The sequence below is a fragment of the Actinoplanes couchii genome (assembly GCF_016862075.1).
Lineage (GTDB): Bacteria > Actinomycetota > Actinomycetes > Mycobacteriales > Micromonosporaceae > Actinoplanes > Actinoplanes couchii.
This window is the reverse complement of record NZ_BOMG01000105.1, coordinates 57,250-73,437: the sequence shown is the minus strand read 5'-3', so window position 1 is coordinate 73,437 and position 16,188 is coordinate 57,250. Positions and strand designations below refer to the sequence as shown.

At 70.3% G+C, this 16,188-nt stretch carries 10 protein-coding genes; 1 reads left to right on the top strand and 9 read right to left on the bottom strand.

All coding sequences use genetic code 11. The annotated features are described in order from the left end of the window. Positions 1-3 precede the first annotated feature (3 nt). Genes Aco03nite_RS42960 through Aco03nite_RS42925 form a run of 8 tightly spaced genes read right to left on the bottom strand, consistent with a single transcriptional unit; the run spans position 4 to position 12,949 of the window. Positions 4-2,043, bottom strand: a complete 2,040-nt coding sequence (locus tag Aco03nite_RS42960; RefSeq protein ID WP_203807089.1) for a beta-galactosidase — start codon at positions 2,041-2,043, stop codon at positions 4-6. Further along, positions 2,036-4,168: a hypothetical protein gene (locus tag Aco03nite_RS42955; RefSeq protein ID WP_203807087.1), complete on the bottom strand. Its 2,133-nt coding sequence runs from the start codon at positions 4,166-4,168 to the stop codon at positions 2,036-2,038. Before Aco03nite_RS42955 ends, Aco03nite_RS42960 begins: the two co-directional genes overlap by 8 nt. Continuing rightward, positions 4,165-5,205, bottom strand: a complete 1,041-nt coding sequence (locus tag Aco03nite_RS42950; RefSeq protein ID WP_203807085.1) for a LacI family DNA-binding transcriptional regulator — start codon at positions 5,203-5,205, stop codon at positions 4,165-4,167. The genes Aco03nite_RS42955 and Aco03nite_RS42950 overlap by 4 nt, the downstream gene beginning before the upstream one ends. Next, positions 5,202-7,523: a glycoside hydrolase family 3 N-terminal domain-containing protein gene (locus Aco03nite_RS42945; protein WP_203807083.1), complete on the bottom strand. Its 2,322-nt coding sequence runs from the start codon at positions 7,521-7,523 to the stop codon at positions 5,202-5,204. Before Aco03nite_RS42945 ends, Aco03nite_RS42950 begins: the two co-directional genes overlap by 4 nt. 2 nt (positions 7,524-7,525) lie before the next feature. Next, complete coding sequence (locus Aco03nite_RS42940; RefSeq protein WP_203807081.1) at positions 7,526-9,931, bottom strand: glycoside hydrolase family 2 TIM barrel-domain containing protein; 2,406 nt, start codon at positions 9,929-9,931, stop codon at positions 7,526-7,528. Next, a complete protein-coding gene (locus Aco03nite_RS42935) occupies positions 9,928-10,785 on the bottom strand; it encodes a carbohydrate ABC transporter permease (protein ID WP_203807078.1) in 858 nt (285 codons plus the stop codon). The genes Aco03nite_RS42940 and Aco03nite_RS42935 overlap by 4 nt, the downstream gene beginning before the upstream one ends. Continuing rightward, the gene (locus Aco03nite_RS42930; RefSeq protein ID WP_203807076.1) at positions 10,782-11,702 is read right to left on the bottom strand and encodes a carbohydrate ABC transporter permease; all 921 of its coding nucleotides are present in this window, start codon (positions 11,700-11,702) and stop codon (positions 10,782-10,784) included. The genes Aco03nite_RS42935 and Aco03nite_RS42930 overlap by 4 nt, the downstream gene beginning before the upstream one ends. Then, a complete protein-coding gene (locus Aco03nite_RS42925; protein WP_203807074.1) occupies positions 11,699-12,949 on the bottom strand; it encodes an ABC transporter substrate-binding protein in 1,251 nt (416 codons plus the stop codon). The genes Aco03nite_RS42930 and Aco03nite_RS42925 overlap by 4 nt, the downstream gene beginning before the upstream one ends. 257 nt (positions 12,950-13,206) lie before the next feature. Here Aco03nite_RS42925 and Aco03nite_RS42920 point away from each other — a divergent pair, with 257 nt between their 5' ends. After that, positions 13,207-14,946: a family 43 glycosylhydrolase gene (locus Aco03nite_RS42920; protein ID WP_203807072.1), complete on the top strand. Its 1,740-nt coding sequence runs from the start codon at positions 13,207-13,209 to the stop codon at positions 14,944-14,946. Here the strand turns inward: Aco03nite_RS42920 and Aco03nite_RS42915 are convergent. Further along, positions 14,930-16,180: an MFS transporter gene (locus tag Aco03nite_RS42915; RefSeq protein ID WP_203807070.1), complete on the bottom strand. Its 1,251-nt coding sequence runs from the start codon at positions 16,178-16,180 to the stop codon at positions 14,930-14,932. The two genes, Aco03nite_RS42920 and Aco03nite_RS42915, sit on opposite strands and share 17 nt — an antisense overlap. Between the last annotated feature and the right edge of the window lie 8 nt (positions 16,181-16,188).

Genomic DNA, 16,188 nt, shown 5'->3' with positions numbered 1-16,188 from the left:
TCGTCAGGCGGCTGCGACGACGGCGACGCCCTGGGGGTCCAGGCGTAGCCCGCCGGCCGGGTGCCCGGTCAGCAGGTCGACACCCGGCAGGTCGAGGTCGACGGGAGCGGTGCCGTGGTTGATGACGAAGGTGAGATCGCCGCGGCGTACGGTCTCCACCCAGCCGTGGGCCTCCCCCCGGTGCACCGGGGATGTCACCAGCCCGGCTTCCTCGATCAGGGCGCCGGCCAGGACGGCCAGATCGTCGGCACCGAGACGGGTCGCCAGATACCAGGCCGCGCCCGGTCCGGTGGCACGCCGGGTCAGGGCGGGCAGGCCGTCCAGCGGTCCGCCGGTGAACCGGGCCCGGACCTCCGCGTCGTGCGGGCGGACGACCTCACTCCACTCGATGCCCGTCGCACCGTCCGGGAACACCGGGCCGGTGAGTGCGACCGTACGGGGACGGGTCGTCTCGTCCCGTACCGGAATCGCGCCCGGTCGCTGCCAGGCTCCGCCCAGCGGCGCGAACTCCTCGATCCACACGCCGAGGGTCTGCTGCAACCCGCCCAGGTAGCCGCCGAGGCGTACCGCGAGGGTCTCGTCGAGGATCGCGGACTGGGCGGTCACCACGACGGTGGCCCCGGACCGGGCGGCCGTGTCGAGGGCGTCGATCTGGGCATCGGTGGCCACGAAGAGGCTGGGGGCGACGACCAGGGAATAGCCGGTCAGGTCCTCGTCGCCGTGTACCAGGTCGACCAGGACGCCGGCTTCGGTGAGTGCGGCGTGCCAGGGTGCGACCAGGGCCAGGTAGTTGGACTGCACCGGCAGGGCGCGCTGTTCGACGGCCCACCAGCTGTCCCAGTCGAAGACCAGGGCTGCCCGGGCGGTGCTCGTGGTGCCGACGACCCGGCCGAGGCCGCGTAGTTCCCGGCCCAGTTCCTCGATCTCGCGGAAGATCCGGGTGTCGGTGCCGGAGTGCGGGAGCATCGCCGAGTGGAACGCCTCGGCGCCCTTGCGGGACTGGCGCCATTGGAAGAACAGGATGCCGTCGGCGCCACGGGCCATGGCCTGGTAGGACAGGGCGCGCATCTGCCCGGGGGCTTTCGGTGCGTTGCTGGGGCGCCAGTTGACGGCGCCCGCCGACTGTTCCATCAGCAGCCAGGGGCGGCCGCGTCCGAGCGAGCGCATCAGGTCACGGGCCAGGGCGGCGGTGCGGGCGGCGTCCGGGTCGGCCGGGTCGGGGTAGAGGTCGTCGGAGATGACGTCCAGGTGTGGCGCCCATTTCCAGTAGTCGGCGCCGCGGAACGTACCCATGAAGTTGGTCGTGACCGGGATGTCGGGGGTGATCTCGCGCAGGATCCGCTTCTCGGCGAGGTAGCAGGCGAGCAGTTCGTCGGAGCTGAACCGGTCGAAGTCGAGGTGCTGGGTCGGATTCGGGGCGGCCGGGGTGGCCCGGGGCGGCAGGATCTCGTCGAAACTGTCGTAGCGCTGGGACCAGAAGGCGGTGCCCCACGCCTCGTTCAGGGTGTCGATGTCCTGGTAGCGGTCCCGGAGCCACTGCCGGAAAGCGTCCGCGGAGGCGTCGCACCAGCAGCGTGCGACGTGGCAGCCGTATTCGTTGTTGACGTGCCACAGCACCAGGGCAGGATGCCGGCCGTAGCGTTCGGCGAGGGCCCGGACCAGGCGGGCGGCGGCGGTGCGGTAGGCCACCGAGCTGGGGCAGTAGGCCTGCCGGGATCCGGGGTGCAGGCGGGTGCCGTCGGCGGTGACCGGCAGCGATTCGGGATACGTGCGGGAGAACCACGGTGGTGGGGACGCGGTGGCGGTGGCCAGGTCGACCCGGATCTCTCCGGCGTGCAGGGTGTCCAGGACGTGGTCGAGCCAGGCGAAGTCGTATTCGCCTTCGCGGGGTTCCAGGCGTGACCAGGAGAACACGCCGACGGTGGCGAGGTTGACCCCGGCGCGGTTCATCAGGCGGACGTCGTCGTCCCAGACCTGTTCGGGCCACTGTTCGGGGTTGTAGTCGCCGCCGTACCAGGGGGTGGACGAGAACACGTCACGCATGGTTCTGCCTTTCCGGGCGTACCAGAAACAGGTTGTCGGTGTTGATCTGCCATCCCGGTGGGAGTGCGGCTCCGGCCTCGGCGGCGGCGATGTGGGCGACCGCGGCGAGCAGGCCACCGTTGGCGGGCAGGTAGAGGGTGAGGAATCCGGGGATCTGCGGGTTGTGGCCGTTGGGCAGGAACTCGTTCTTCGGTGACGGCAGCAGCAGCGCGTCCAGAGCCCGGCGCAGGTCACCGAGCCGGGCGGCGGTCATGGCCATCACCGGATAGTCCCAGCCCCAGGAGGATTGCAGGTCCCAGTCGCGCCAGACGCCGTCGAGGGTGGCCGCCATGACGGCTGGGTCGATGATCGCGGTGTCCGGTAGCCAGCCCAGGGCCATCAGCATCGACGGGTGGTCCTTGCGGATCAGCATCGGCGGGGTGGCGAGGGCGGCGTAGGTGCCGTCCGGCATCAGCGCGGGGGTGCGCATGCCGGTGCCGACCCGGGCCCAGTCGGAGCGTTCGGGCAGCCCGAGCCGGACCCGCCATTCGTTGGCGACACGCAGCGCCCAGGCCCAGTAGGCCAGCTCGAACGTGGGGTCGGCGTTGGTCTCGCGGTCACCCAGATAACTCTCCTGGGCGGGGATCAGCGGCGGGCGCAGGCCGTAGGAGCCGTCGTCGCCGAGGGTGGCGACATCGGCCATGAAGTCGGCGGTGGCCTCGATCAGCGGGTAGTGCTCGGCCTCGAACTCCGGTGACCGGCCCTCATGGCGCAGCAGTTCCAGCAGGTGGATGAGGTGCGGCTGTTGCCAGAGCAGGAACACGCCGATGGAACTCGGGGATTCCCGGGCCGACGGTTCGGTGTGTTTCGGCCAGCGGGCGCCGCGGAACCCCTGATCGCGGGCGGTCTGCCGGGCGGCCGGCAGAGCGGAGTGGTACCAGGCGAGGCTGCGTTCGAGCAGTGCCCCACGGCCCCACATCGGGAAGTGGGCGGCGTGCCACCAGTGCATCTCCAGGTGGAACTTGCCGGTCCACGTGTTGTAGGTGAGCCCGGTCTCGGCCGGGGGTGTGACTCCGGCACAGTTGACGGCGGTCAGGTACTGGGACAGCACGACCCGGCGTTCCAGTTCGGCCGCCGCCGGGTCGGTGCTGCCGTCGAAGCTGATCGCGGCGCCGCTGGTCCAGTAGCCGGCCCACCACCGTTCGGCGGCGGTGCGCACGTCACCGAACGACGGTGCCGGCTCGGCGCCGGGCCGCAGGGTCACCACGACCTCGATCGTGTCGGAGGTGGTCCCGGCGACGATCCGATCCCCGTCCTCGGTGAGGGTGCCGGTGGTGGTGACCTGCACCTCGTAGCGGGACGCCGCCACCCGGCGGGCCGCGACGGCATGCCCGGGCGCGGGGTGCCGCCATCCGGTGCCGGACTCCACCGGCTGCTCGAACCAGGCGAGATCGTCGGCCTGCGGATCGAAGACCCAGGCCACCGCCAGGGTGCCGGAGGCCAGCAGCGGGGAGGTCACCCGTACGGCGAATCGGTGGGCTTCCGGGTCGGCGACGGTGGTCACCTCGACCGGTTCGCCGTCGATGCGGTGCCGGGAGCCGACCGTGCCGGACCACAGGTCGCACTCGGCCCGCGGTTCGTGCAGGCGGGCCGGGTCCAGCGGCTCGCCGTCGCCGGTGACCAGCGCGAGGCGGCCCAGGTGCATGCGCCGGGGGTTGTAGGCCAGCCAGGCGGCGGGCTCCAGGTCCTCGGGCATCGGGTCCTTGGCGCGCTGGATGCCCATCCGGTCCAGGTACGGCACCGGCCCGCGCCCGGTGTCGTAGGTGGTGGCCGCCTCGTCCGGCCGGTAGGTGCGCCGGCCCCGGGTCTCGTACCAGCCCCAGGTCGACTGGATCCGCAGCGGGATCTGGAAGTCGTCGCGGTCGAAGTCCCGCCGGACCTGCTCGGGCAGTTCGCGGATGCCGTCCCCGACCACGCGGCGGGGGTCCGGCCGCAGCTCGTGCAGGGCGGGGAAGGACTGCAGGCCGGTGACGTCGACGGTCATCGCGATGTCGCCGTTGCCGACCGTCAGCGTGTTGACCGGATGCGCCTCGGTCAGCACCGGATTGTGGCGGCGGACCAGGGCCCGCCGGGCTGACTCAGTCACGTCGGATTCTCCTCATGTCTCGGCCGGCTCGCGGAAGCATGTCTCGGCCCGCTGGTGGAAGCTCGGATGATCAGTTCGGTCGCCAGGGTCTCGGGCACTACCGGCACCGCCCCGTTCACCGCGGCCAGCAGGCTGCGGATCGCGACGGCGCCCATCTCGGTGAGCGGGCTGCGGACGGTCGTCAGCGACGGTGTGGTCAGGTCGGCGCCGAAAATGTCGTCGAAACCCACCACGCTCAGGTGGCCCGGCACCGCGATCCCGGCGGCGTGACAGGCCCGCAGCAACCCGATCGCCATCAGGTCGTTGAACGCCAGCACCGCGGTCGCGCCCGAGGCCCGGACCCGCAGCAGTGCCGCGGCGCCGCCCTCCATCGTCGGTGTGCCGGGCCCGATCTCCACGATGTTCATGTCCCGGTCCACCGCCATGTCGAGCAGCAGCTCCCACCGGGCCCGGCTCATCCACGAGTTCGACGGGCCGGACAGGTAGACCAGGCTGCGGTGCCCGAGTGTCCGCAGGTGGTCGAGCGCGCCGCCGATTCCGGGACGCAGATCCGGGATCAGCCCCGCCACCCCGTCCACCTCCCGGTTCACCACCACCAGTGGTGTGGCGTCGGCCAGGTCACGGATCGCCTGGTCGTCCAGACGCGACGCCACCAGCACCAGCCCGTCGGCGGCCGCCTGGAACCGGTGCGCCGCGTGCAGTTCCGACGCGGCCGACTCCCGTGACTCGGCGATGAACAGCGACGAACCGGTCGCCGACGACACCCGCTCGGCGCCCCGGATGAAGGGGAAGTACACCGGGTTGGTGATGTCCGACAGCAGCAGCGCGAGCGCCCCGGAGCGGCCGGTGGGCAGGGCCCGCGCCATCGGGTTGATGCGGTAGCCCAGGGCGGTCGCGGCCGTGCGGATGCGTTCCTCCATGTCGGTGCTGACCCGGCCGGGTTTGTGCAGGGCCCGGGACACCGTCGACGCGCTGACGCCGACCTGCCGGGCGATGTCGTAGATCGTGGCCCGGGACCTGCGTTCGGCGAGTGTCACCGTCGGTGCGCATCCCCGGCGGCCGGTACTGTCACCGTCGCCGAACAGGGCAGATCGTCGCTGCTGAACCCGGCCATCAGGGTCACCTCACCGGCTTCCAGGCCGCGGCTGCCGTCCGGGAAGGTGTAGAACAGCCGCTCCAGTGGGGCCTCCAGCAGCACCTCCCGGCTCTCGCCGGCGGCGAGCGCGATCCGGGTGAAGGCCAGCAGGCGGCGGACCGGGCGGACCACCGTCGCGACCTCGTCGCGGGCGTAGAGCTGGACGACCGTCTCGCCGTCGACGGTGCTGGTGTTGGTCACCGTCAGGCGTGCCCGCAGGACGCCGTCGGCGGTGAACTCCGGTTCCCCGGCGGTGAACGTCGAGTAGGACAGGCCGTGCCCGAAGGCGTACAGCGGCCGCTGGTCGTCCAGGTCGACGTAGTCGGAGGTGACGCCGGTGGGGTGGGCGTAGCCGCTGCCGTACTGGTGGCCGTGGTAGATCGGGATCTGTCCGAGGTGACGCGGGAACGTCGACGGCAGGCGGCCGCTCGGGTTCACCGCGCCGAGCAGGGCGCGGGCGACGGCTGTCCCGGCATATTCGCTGAGCAGCGGCGCGAGCAGCACCGCAGCCGAGTCACGGGCGATGTCCGGCATGACCAGCGGGCGCCCGGACACCACCACGGTCACCACCGGTTTTCCGGTGGCCGCCGCCCGGCGGATCAGGTCCTGCTGGTTTCCGGGCACCGACGGCGAGACCGCGGTGATGCCCTCCCCGGCGGTGTGGTTGCCCAGCCAGCCGGTGCGCTCCCCCACCACGGCGACGATGACGTCGGCGTCCTGGACCGCGGTGGTCACCGCATCGGCGTCGACCGGCGTCGGGTCGGCGACGTTGCCGAGCGGCGTGTGGGTCACGTCGGCGCCGAGTTCACGCAGGGCCTCGACCACCGACCGGCCGTTCGGATGCAGTCTGCGGGCCACCTCTTCGAAGAGCGGTTCCACACCGGGCGTACGGGTGGCGAAGAGGTTGTGCATGACGATGTCGTCCTGGGTGACGCCGGGGATCTCCTGGTTGAGGATCGCCCGGATGCCGACGGCGAGTTCCGCGTCGGCGACGCCGGTGTAGGCGCCGAAGTGGATGCGCAGCTCGTCGGCGACCGGGCCGATCACCGCGATCCGCGCGTTCGGGCGCAGCGGCAGGGTGCCGTCGTTGGCGAGCAGGGTGAGGCCACGTTCGGCCAGCTCCCGGCCGGCCCGGGCGGCCTCGGCGGGCAGATCCCGGTCTGCGGCGGTGCGGGCCGGGACGGTCGAGGACGGGATGAGCCCGAGCCGGTCCTTCAGAGTCAGGACGCGCAGGACCGCCCGGTCGATCACCTGCTCGCTCAGGCGGCCCTGCTCGACCTCGGTGACCAGGGCGGAGAAACAGTCGTTGCGGGGCAGTTCCACGTCCAGCCCGGCGGTGATCGCCTGACGCCCGGCCTCCCCGGCTGTCGCCGCGGTGTGGTGGACGGACCTGAGCATGTCGATCGAGCCGTAGTCGCTGACCGTCAGACCGTCGAAACCGAGCCGGTCGCGCAGCACCTCGGTGAGCAGCCACCGGTTCGCGGCGGCGGGCACCCCGTCGACGGTGTTGTAGGAGTTCATCACCACCGGTAGGCCGGCCTCGGCGACGGCCCGCCGGAACGGTTCGGCGTAGTCGTCCAGCAGCGCCCGCGGGCCCAGGTGGGTGGCGGCCTTGTTCAGTCCGCCCTCGGAGTGGCCGTACCCGAGGAAGTGTTTGCCGGTCGCGACGACGTTGCTGCCGGTCTCCTGCACGCCGCGCACGAAACCGACGGCGAACTGTGCCACCAGCTCGGGATCCTCACCGTAGGTCTCGTGGACCCGGCCCCAGCGCGGGTCGCGGGCCAGGTCCAGCACCGGGGAGAACATCAGGGGGATGCCGATCCGGTCCATCTGGGCCGCGGTGACCGACGAGGCCCGGCCGGTGAGCTGCGGATCCCAGGTGGCGGCCTGACCCCACGGGGTGGGGAACTGCAGGCCGGCGGGGAACACCAGGCCGTTCGCGCCCTCGCCGTGAAAGAGCACCCCGATGCCGTACGGGGTCAGGTCGCGGGCCCGTTCCTGGATGTCGGCCAGGGCCTGGCGCAGGCTGTCGTCGGTGTCGCCGAGACGCCAGATCATCGACAGGTGCCCGAGACCGTGCGGCGCCTGCCGCAGCAGTTCGTCCAGGGGCGAGCCGCCGGAGCCGGCGCTCGACTGCAGCAGTCCGCGCACACTCAGGCCGGTCAGCTGGGCGACCTTCTGGTCCAGGGTCATCCGGCCGAGCAGGGTGGTCAGGTCCATGATCAGATTTCCTCGATGACGGTGATCTCGACGGTCTGTTCGGGCAGGCCGGCGGCACGTACGGTGACGAGCGCGGTGCCGGGGCCGGTGGGCCGCACCACGGCGAGGGCGCGGCCGTCGAAGGTCAGGTGTTCCCGGCCCGGTTGCGGGTCGGGCCGGGCGCTGCCGAGGCCCTGCAGCACCGCCGTGCCGTCCACGGTCACCGTGACGTCCCGGTCGTCGTCCGGCACCGGGACACCGTGCCGGTCGACCAGCTCGATGGTGAGGAACGCCAGGTCGGTGTGGCCGGCCGTCAGGGTGGTGCGGTCGGCGTGCACCGCCGCGCGGGCGGCCGGCCCGGCGGTGCGGAGCGTGAACCGCCCCGCGGTACCGGCCGCGGTCAGTTCGCCGGGCTGGTAGGGCACGTCGAAGACGGCCCGGAACTCCTCGGTCGCCCGGCGCCCCAGCGAGGTGCCGTTCAAGAACAGTTCCACGTCGGCGTCCGGGCTGTAGACCTCGACGGTCATCACCGTTCCGGGCGGCACGTCCCAGGTCCAGCTCGCGATTGCGTCGAGCCACGACCACTGGCCCTGGGTGGCGCCGCGTTCCCGGCTGGACGGGCGTTCCACCACGAGGTACGGGGTGGGACGCAGGCCGAAGACTATTTCCCGGTAGTAGGACTGGGGACGGCGGTGACCGGTCAGGTCGAGGTCCCCACACCAGGCGCTGATCCACGGGAAGGGGCCCTGGAAACCGGTGTCGTCGCTGTCCGGGAACCGGACCCGGCCGATGCCGACCTCGCCGAGGTAGTCGTAGCCGGTCCAGGTGAAGTCGCCGATGATCCGCGGATCGCCGAGCACGAGGCGCCAGTTGTGGGCGATCCGCCGGGGCGCGGTCTCGGTACCGACGATGATCCGGTCCGGATGCAGGTCGTTCTCCATGACGTAGCGGGCCTCGGCGTAGTTCAGTCCGGCGACGTCCAGGGCGGCGAGGGCCTCCCGGGTCCGGCGGGTGGCCTCGTCCGAGGTGACCATCGCGTCCAGCCCGTCCGCGGCGTCGAGCAGTTCGTTGACGCCCCCGGTGGGCAGGTCGGCAGCGCGTCGCAGCCGTTCGCCGTTCTGCCGGATCAGGGTCACCAGCGGGTTGACGCCGTTGGTGACGAAGCGGGTGCCGTCCAGCTCCCGGATCTTCTCGGTGAGCCTGTGGCTCAGCGCGGCGCCGAGCGGGGTTCCGGTCTCCACGTTCTCGTTGCCGATGGAGTACATGACGACGCTGGGGTGGTTGATGTCGCGCAGGACCATCGCCTCGAGGTTGCGTTCCCACCATTCGGGGAAGTCGGTGGCGCCGTCGAACGACGTCTTGCCCTCGGTCCACACGTCGAAGGCCTCGTCCACGACCAGCATGCCGAGCCGATCGCAGGCGTCCAGCATGGCGGGGCTGATCGGGTTGTGGGCGCTGCGGATCGCGTTGAACCCGGCGGCCTTGAGCAGCTCGGCCCGGCGTTCGTCGGCCCGGCCGATGGTGGCCGCGCCGATCAGCCCGTTGTCGTGGTGCACGCAGGCGCCGCGGAGTTTGACGGACTCGTCGTTGACACGCAGGCCGTGGACCGGGTCGAGCCGCAGGGTGCGCACGCCGAGGGGCACGCTCACCGCGTCGAGGTCGCCGTCCTGGTCGTGGACGCGCACCACGGCGCGGTACAGGTACGGGTCGTCCACACTCCACCGGCGAGGCCGCGGCAGGTAGAGACGGTGCCGGGAGTTCCGCCCCTCTCCCGGTGTGATCGTCACCGGTGCCGCGTCACGGGCCAGGACCGTGCCGGTGTGGTCGTGCAGTTCCACCTCGACCTGGACGGTCCGGGTGGTGCGGGCGGTGCTGACCAGAGGAGCCTGCACCTCGACGACCGCGCGTTCGGCGTCCACGTCGGGGGTGGTGACGATCGGCCCGGTGCGGCGCAGGTGCACCGCACCGGTGACGATCAGGAAGACGTCGCGGATGATGCCGGCGCCGCTGTACCAGCGGGAGTCGGCGTTGACCCGCGCCTCGACCCGGATGACGTTGTCCTGTCCGTACCGCAGGTGCGGGCCGAGCTCGACGGTGAAGGGGGTGTATCCGCCCTTGTTCTGGGCCACGAACTGGTCGTCGACGAAGACCATGGCGTTGCGGTAGACGCCGTCGAAGCGCAGGGCCACGGTCCCGCCGGCCCAGTCCGGCGCAGCGTGCAGCGTCCTGGTGTACTCCACGGCCAGCGCGCCCGGGAAATATCCGGTCCGGCCGTCCGCACCCGGATCGCGGTCCATTCCGATCATCGCGTCGTGCGGCAGGGTCACCGGGACGTGGACGGCGGGATCACGGACCTGTTCGAAGACGTTGACGCGGGGCGCGACGGTCCAGCCGCCGGTGAGCTCGGCCCGGATCACGGGTGTGCTCACTTGATGGCTCCCGCGCTGATCCCCTTGACGACCTGTTTCTGTGCGAGCAGGTAGAACGCGACCACCGGCAGGATCGACAGGGCGGTCGCGGCGAGCAGGATCTGCTGCTGCGGGGTGTCGGCGGAGATGAAGCTGGTCAGGCCGCGCTGGACCGGCATCAGATCGTTGTCGTCGAACAGGACCAGGGCCATCAGGTATTCGTTCCAGGCGGCGAGGCCCTGGATGACCGCGACGGCGGCCATGCCGGGCCGGGCCAGCGGCAGGATCACGCTGAGGAAGATCCGCAGCGGTGAGGCGCCGTCCAGGGCGGCGGCCTCCTCCAGGTCCCGGGGCTGGTTGGCGAAGAAGCTGCGCATGATCAGCGTCGCCATCGGGATGCCGGAGGTGATCAGCACCAGGATGTAGCCGAGCCGGCTGTTGGTCAGGCCCAGGTCGATGAGCAGCCGGTACTGGGCCAGGAACATCGCCGGCGCCGGAATGATCATGACGGCGAGGATGACGAACTGGAAGATTCCCTTACCGGCGAAGTCCAGCCGGGCCAGGGCGTACCCGGCCAGGCTGGAGACGGCCAGGATGCCCAGGACGGCGGTGCCGGTGTAGACGACGCTGTTGAGCAAGTACATGCCCAGTTCGCCCTCGACCCAGGCGGTGACGTAGTTGCCCCACTGCGGGCTGGCCGGCAGCAGGCTGTCCTGGGACAGCAGCTCGTCGAGGGTCTGCAGCGATCCGGACAGCATCCACAGCAGCGGGAACAGGGCGATGAGCGCCGCGACGGTGAGCAGTCCGTAGACGCCGACCTGGTCCGGGCGGATCCGGCGGCGGGGCGGGGAACCCGGGTCCGTGATGGTGGTCATGCGCGGGACCTCCGTTGTGAGATGCCGAGCTGGAGCAGTGACAGCAGCACCAGTGCACCGCCGAAGAGCACCGACATGGCCGCGGCGCTGCCGTACCGGTGGTTGGTGAACGCCTCGCCGTAGATCAGCAGGGTCGGGACCATGGTGTGGTAGCCCGGACCGCCGTTGGTGAGCACCTGGACGGTGCCGAAGATCTGCATGGCGGCGAGCAGCGTCAGCAGGCTGACGATGGTGGTCACCGGCGCCAGGTGCGGCCAGGTGATGTAGCGGAACTTCACCCAGGCGCCGGCGCCGTCGAGGTCGGCCGCCTCGTAGGGCTCGGCCGGGATGTCCTGCAGGCCGGCCAGGAACAGCAGGAACCCGAAGCCCCAGTGGAACCAGACGAAGACCGCGGCGACCGCGGGCAGGGCGATGTCGGGGTCGCCAAGCCAGTTCTGCTGCAGCGACTCCAGGCCGAGGCTGCCGAGCAGGTTGTTGATCAGACCGGACTGCGGGGCCAGCATGGACGAGAAGAGCAACCCCACGACCACCACCGACAGTACGCCGGGCAGGTAGAAGACGGTCCGGAAGAACGTTCGTCCCCGGGTGATCCGGTGGACCGCCACCGCCATCGCCAGGGCTATGCCGTTACCGGCGAAGAATCCGATGATCGCGAAGAAGGCGACGTTGCGCATCGACGCCCAGAACGCGTCGTACGCGAAGACGAACCGGTAGTTGTCCAGCCCCACCCAGGGAGTGTCCGGGCTGACGCCGTCCCAGTTCTGGAAGCTGAGTTCGATGGCCTGCAGGAACGGGGTGATGGTGAACAGGCCGATCAGGCCGACGGCCGGCGCCAGGAACAGCCAGCCGATGATGTTGCGCCGGAGCCCTCCGGCCCTGCGCGAGGCAGGACCGGAGGTGTTGGTCACCGTCGTCACTTGCTGCGGTCCTGGGCCGCCTGGATCTCGTCCAGGACCTGGTCCACGGTCGCCTCACCGAGCACGAGGCGCTGGGTGTTGCGGATGATGGTGGTGTTGACGTCGCTGCTGATCGTGTTCGGCAGCACCTGCATCGACTGGATGGCCTCGGCGAACCCGGTGAGCTGGCCGGGGATGGTGCCGCTCTTGAGCAGTTCGGGGTTGCTCGGCAGGATCCGGGCCTTCTCGGCGAAGAACTTCTGCTGGTCGGGTTCGGTCAGCCACTTGACGAACGCCACCGCCTTGTCGACGTTGGCGCCCTTCGGGTTGATCACCGCGCCCTTGCCGTTGAGGCCGATCACGCGGGGTTTCTGGGTGGCGTCCGGGGCCGCCGGCAGGGCCAGGGAGATGTAGTCGTTGAAGTCGGGGGCGGTGCGCAGCCCGACCGACACGCCGGCGGTGGCGTCGAAGATCGAGCCGACCTCCTTCTTGTTGAAGAACGAAGACTCGACGTTGGGGTTGTCGTCCTGGCCACCGGGCAGCGCGTTGTTGGCCAGGATCCCGGCCTGCTTCATGTCGATCAGGAGCTGGAAGGCTTTGCGCCAGCCGTCGGACTTCCAGGGCAGCTTGCCGTCGAGGGTCTGCGAGATCTGCTCGTCGGTGAGGTAGTTGGAGGCGTAGGACTGGACCAGCTGCGGGGTCAGCGACGCGGCGACGGTGAACTTCCCCGGCCCCTTGGTGGCGAGGCCGGCGATGAACTTGTCCATGGTCTGCGGCGGGGCGGCCTTGTCGATGCCGGTGGCGGCGGGGTCGGCCAGGAAGCCGTAGGTCTGGATCTCCCAGTGCACGGTGTAGATGCCCGCGGGCACCTTCAGGTTGTTGCCGTCGGCGAAGGCCGACAGTTTCACCACGGCCGGGTCGAAGTTCTTGCTCCAGTCGCCCTGCAGTTCGGCGCTCAGGTCCTTGGCCCAGCCGGCCCGGTAGAACGGCGCCATGTCGGTGGCGTTGAACGACGAATAGATGTCCGGCATCGACTTGGACTGTGCCTTGGACTGCAGTTTCGGCAGATAGTCGGCGGGACCGGGCGATTCGATGGTGATTTTGACACCGGTGGTCTCGGTGTATTTCTTGGCCAGTTCGTTCAGGGCGGCTTCCTGGCCCCGGGACTGGTTCATGAAGACCAGGCCGTCGGTGGACCCGGATTTGTCGTCGGAGCCGCAGGCCGCCAGTAGCGACGAGGCGAGGGCTAGGACGCCGACCGCAGCCACCGACCGCCTGCGAAGCCGGCGGAGGGCAGGGTGAGAACCGTGGACTATGCGCATGGGATCACCTTTTTAAGACACAGGACTTAACAAGTGGCACGACGCTACGACCGAGCCGCCGCGAATGTCAACGGGCAATCGAATGCCAAGCGTCCCGGACCGGACCTGAGGGTTTTCTCCCGGCAACTTCTGGCCACCGGTTGCCACCACGCCCGGCCGGCCGGTAGACGTGCATAGCCGACCCACCCGGAACAGGGGACCGAATGCACATCGAACACCGGTGCAATCCGCTGGATCTGCCCTACCGTTTCCAGGACATTCGTGTGTCCGGAACGCGCAGCGTGCACCGCGAGGCAGCCGATCCATCGATCGTACTGTATCGAAATCGTTTTTATCTCTTCGCTTCCATGTCGCGGGGGTTCTGGCACTCCGGCGACATGCGCGAGTGGATTTACCGGCCGACCACGAAACTACCTCCGCTGGACTACGCCCCCGATGTGCGGGAGGTAAACGGCGCGCTTCTCATTTCGGCGTCCCGCAAAGGCGAGTCGTCACCGTTCTTCCGTAGCGTGGATCCGCTCGCCGACGATTTCACCCGGGTCTCGCCGGGCGATTTCCCGTTCTGGGATCCGAGCCTTTTCCAGGACGACGACGGCCGCCTCTACCTGTACTGGGGATGCGACGACCGGGAGCCGATCCGCGGGGTCGAGCTGGACGCCGGCCTGCATCCGATCGGTGAGCCGGCCGACCTGCTCGGCGCCGACGTCGAGAGCCGCGGCTGGGAGCGGGCCGGCGAGAACTACCGCCGGTCGGAGCCGAAGACGGAGGCCGAACGGCTGCTGCCGGCGTTCCGGGCCGGGCCGTTCATCGAAGGCGCCTGGATGACCCGGGTGAACGACCGCTACTACCTGCAGTACGCGGGACCGGGCACCCAGTGGAACTCCTACGCCGACGGGTACGCCACCTCGGACAGCCCTCTCGGCCCGTTCACCTACGACCGGCACAGCCCGTTCTCGTCGGTGCCCGGCGGGTTCATCACCGGCGCCGGGCACGGCAGCACCTTCCAGGACCGGCACGGCAACTGGTGGCACGCCGCGACCATGCGGATCAGCGTCAACCACCCCTTCGAACGCCGGATCGGCATCTTCCCGGCCGGTTTCGACGACGACGGCGTGCTGTTCTGCAACCAGAACTTCGCCGACTACCCGGCCCGCTGGCCGGACGGCCCGTTCGACCCGTGGGCCCGGCAGGAACCGGAATGGATGCTGCTGTCCTACCGGACGACGGTGACCTGCTCGTCGTACGCCTCCGGGCATCCCGCCACGGACGCGGTCAACGAGGACGTACGCACCTGGTGGGCGGCCTCCGGCCCCGGCGCCGGCGAATGGCTCCAGCTCGACCTCGGCGCCGCCCGGGACGTCAGCGCGATCCAGGTCAACCTCGCCGACCACCAGCTCGCCGGGCAGGCCCCGCCGGTCACCGAGGGGCAGCAGTTCGGCCTGACCTGGCGCGGCCTCTACGCCGACCACGACCCCGCCGGGTACCGCCTGCAGGGATCGGCCGACGGGGACACCTGGACGACCCTGCACGACGGGAGCGGCGATCGTCCGCACGGCTTCTTCGTCCTGGACGGCCCGGCGCCGATCCGGTACGTGCGGGTGACCGCGCTGCGGATGCCGTTCGGCGGCACGTTCGCGGTCAGCGGCCTGCGGGTCTTCGGCCGCGGCAACGGCACGCCCCCGGCGGCGGTGATGCCGCGTGCGGTACGGGCCGAACCCCGCACCGCACGGCTGACCTGGCCGGCCGCACCGACCGCCCAGGGTTACAACGTCCGGTACGGCAGCACGCCGGGCAAGCTGTACCGCAGCTGGCTGGTCTACGACCGGACCGAGTTGGAGGTGCCGACGCTGAACGCCGGCGAGGACACCTGGTTTGCTGTCGACACCTTCAACGAGAACGGCGTGACCCCCGGAGAACCGGTGCGGGCTACCGAACCGACTTGATCCTGGTGAAGACGATCAGGCCACCGGCCAGGGCGAGGACCGCGCCGGTGAGATACAGCAGGGTGTAGTTCTTCTCCCCGCCGCTCGCCCCGATCGCGATGATGAACGGCGCGATCAACGGGGCGAGCGCGCTGGGCAGCTTGTGCGCGAACTGGACCACCGCGATGTAGCGGCCCGCCTCCTCCCGGCTGGGCAGCACCGCGAGGACGATCGCCTGGTCGACGGCGCTGAAGAAGGCGATGGCCAGCTGCATCAGCACCGAGCCGATCAGCAGCGGCACGAACGCGTGGGCGAACGCCTCGACGACCGCGCCGACGACGAAGAACAGCGACCCGATCAGGGCGAACATCCGCCTGCGTTGCAGCCGGTCGGAGAGGTAGCCGCCGCCGAGCGCGCCGGCCGCCGCGGCGAAGACGCCGACCACGCCGATCAGTGCCACGGTTGCGGCCACCTCACGTACCGGCAGGCCGAGTCGTTGGGCGTAGAAGAAGGTGCTGAAGGTGGTGTTGAAGTAGAGGCCCATGAAGAACGCGAGCCGGCCCAGCCAGTTCCACCCGAAGTCGGGGTGTTCGCGCGGGTTGAACACGTAGCTGGACAGCAGGCCGCGGGCCGACACCGGGGCGGCGGGCGGCAGGTTCCGGCTGTCCGGCTCCTTCCCGGCGATCAGGAAGCCGGTGAGCAGGGCGGCCCCGATCAGGCCGGGCAGCACGAACACCAGGAAGGTGCTGCCGCTGACCAGCGAGGTGATCCCGACGCCCATGATCGGGGCGATCTGCCCGGTGAGGCCGGTGAAGCCGGAGATCCGGCCGCGTTGTTCCTCGGGCACCCGGTCGGCCTGCGCGCTGAGGATCAGCTGCGACACGGTCGCCCAGCCGAGCATCGCCAGCATCCAGCCGGCCGCCACGAGCAGCAGGTTCGGCGCGACCGCGATCGCGAACAGGGCGGCCAGGCCGAGCACGGCTCCGGCGAGCATCAACGGCCGGCGCCTGCCGAACCGGTTGCGGGTCCGGTCGCTCCACACGCCGATCAGCGGGCTGAGGACGAGGAAGACGGCCTGGGCGGTGCCGGTGACGTAACCGAGCACCTCCTCCCGGCCGGGCGCCAGTTCGTCGATGCGGACCGCGAGGGAGAAGGCGATCGGGACGATGAACGCCATCGAGACGCCGAAGTTGGCGGCCATCATCCAGAAGATGTAACGCCCGCTGACCTTGGCCACGGGCTCGGCTATTGCCATACGTTTCC

Bases quoted from the DNA above. Each gene is read 5' to 3' on its own strand.
- Aco03nite_RS42935 (WP_203807078.1), bottom strand. From the start codon at position 10,785: ATGACCACCATCACGGACCCGGGTTCCCCGCCCCGCCGCCGGATCCGC.
- Aco03nite_RS42920 (WP_203807072.1), top strand. From the start codon at position 13,207: ATGCACATCGAACACCGGTGCAATCCGCTGGATCTGCCCTACCGTTTC.
- Aco03nite_RS42945 (WP_203807083.1), bottom strand. From the start codon at position 7,523: ATGGACCTGACCACCCTGCTCGGCCGGATGACCCTGGACCAGAAGGTC.
- Aco03nite_RS42915 (WP_203807070.1), bottom strand. From the start codon at position 16,180: ATGGCAATAGCCGAGCCCGTGGCCAAGGTCAGCGGGCGTTACATCTTC.
- Aco03nite_RS42960 (WP_203807089.1), bottom strand. From the start codon at position 2,043: ATGCGTGACGTGTTCTCGTCCACCCCCTGGTACGGCGGCGACTACAAC.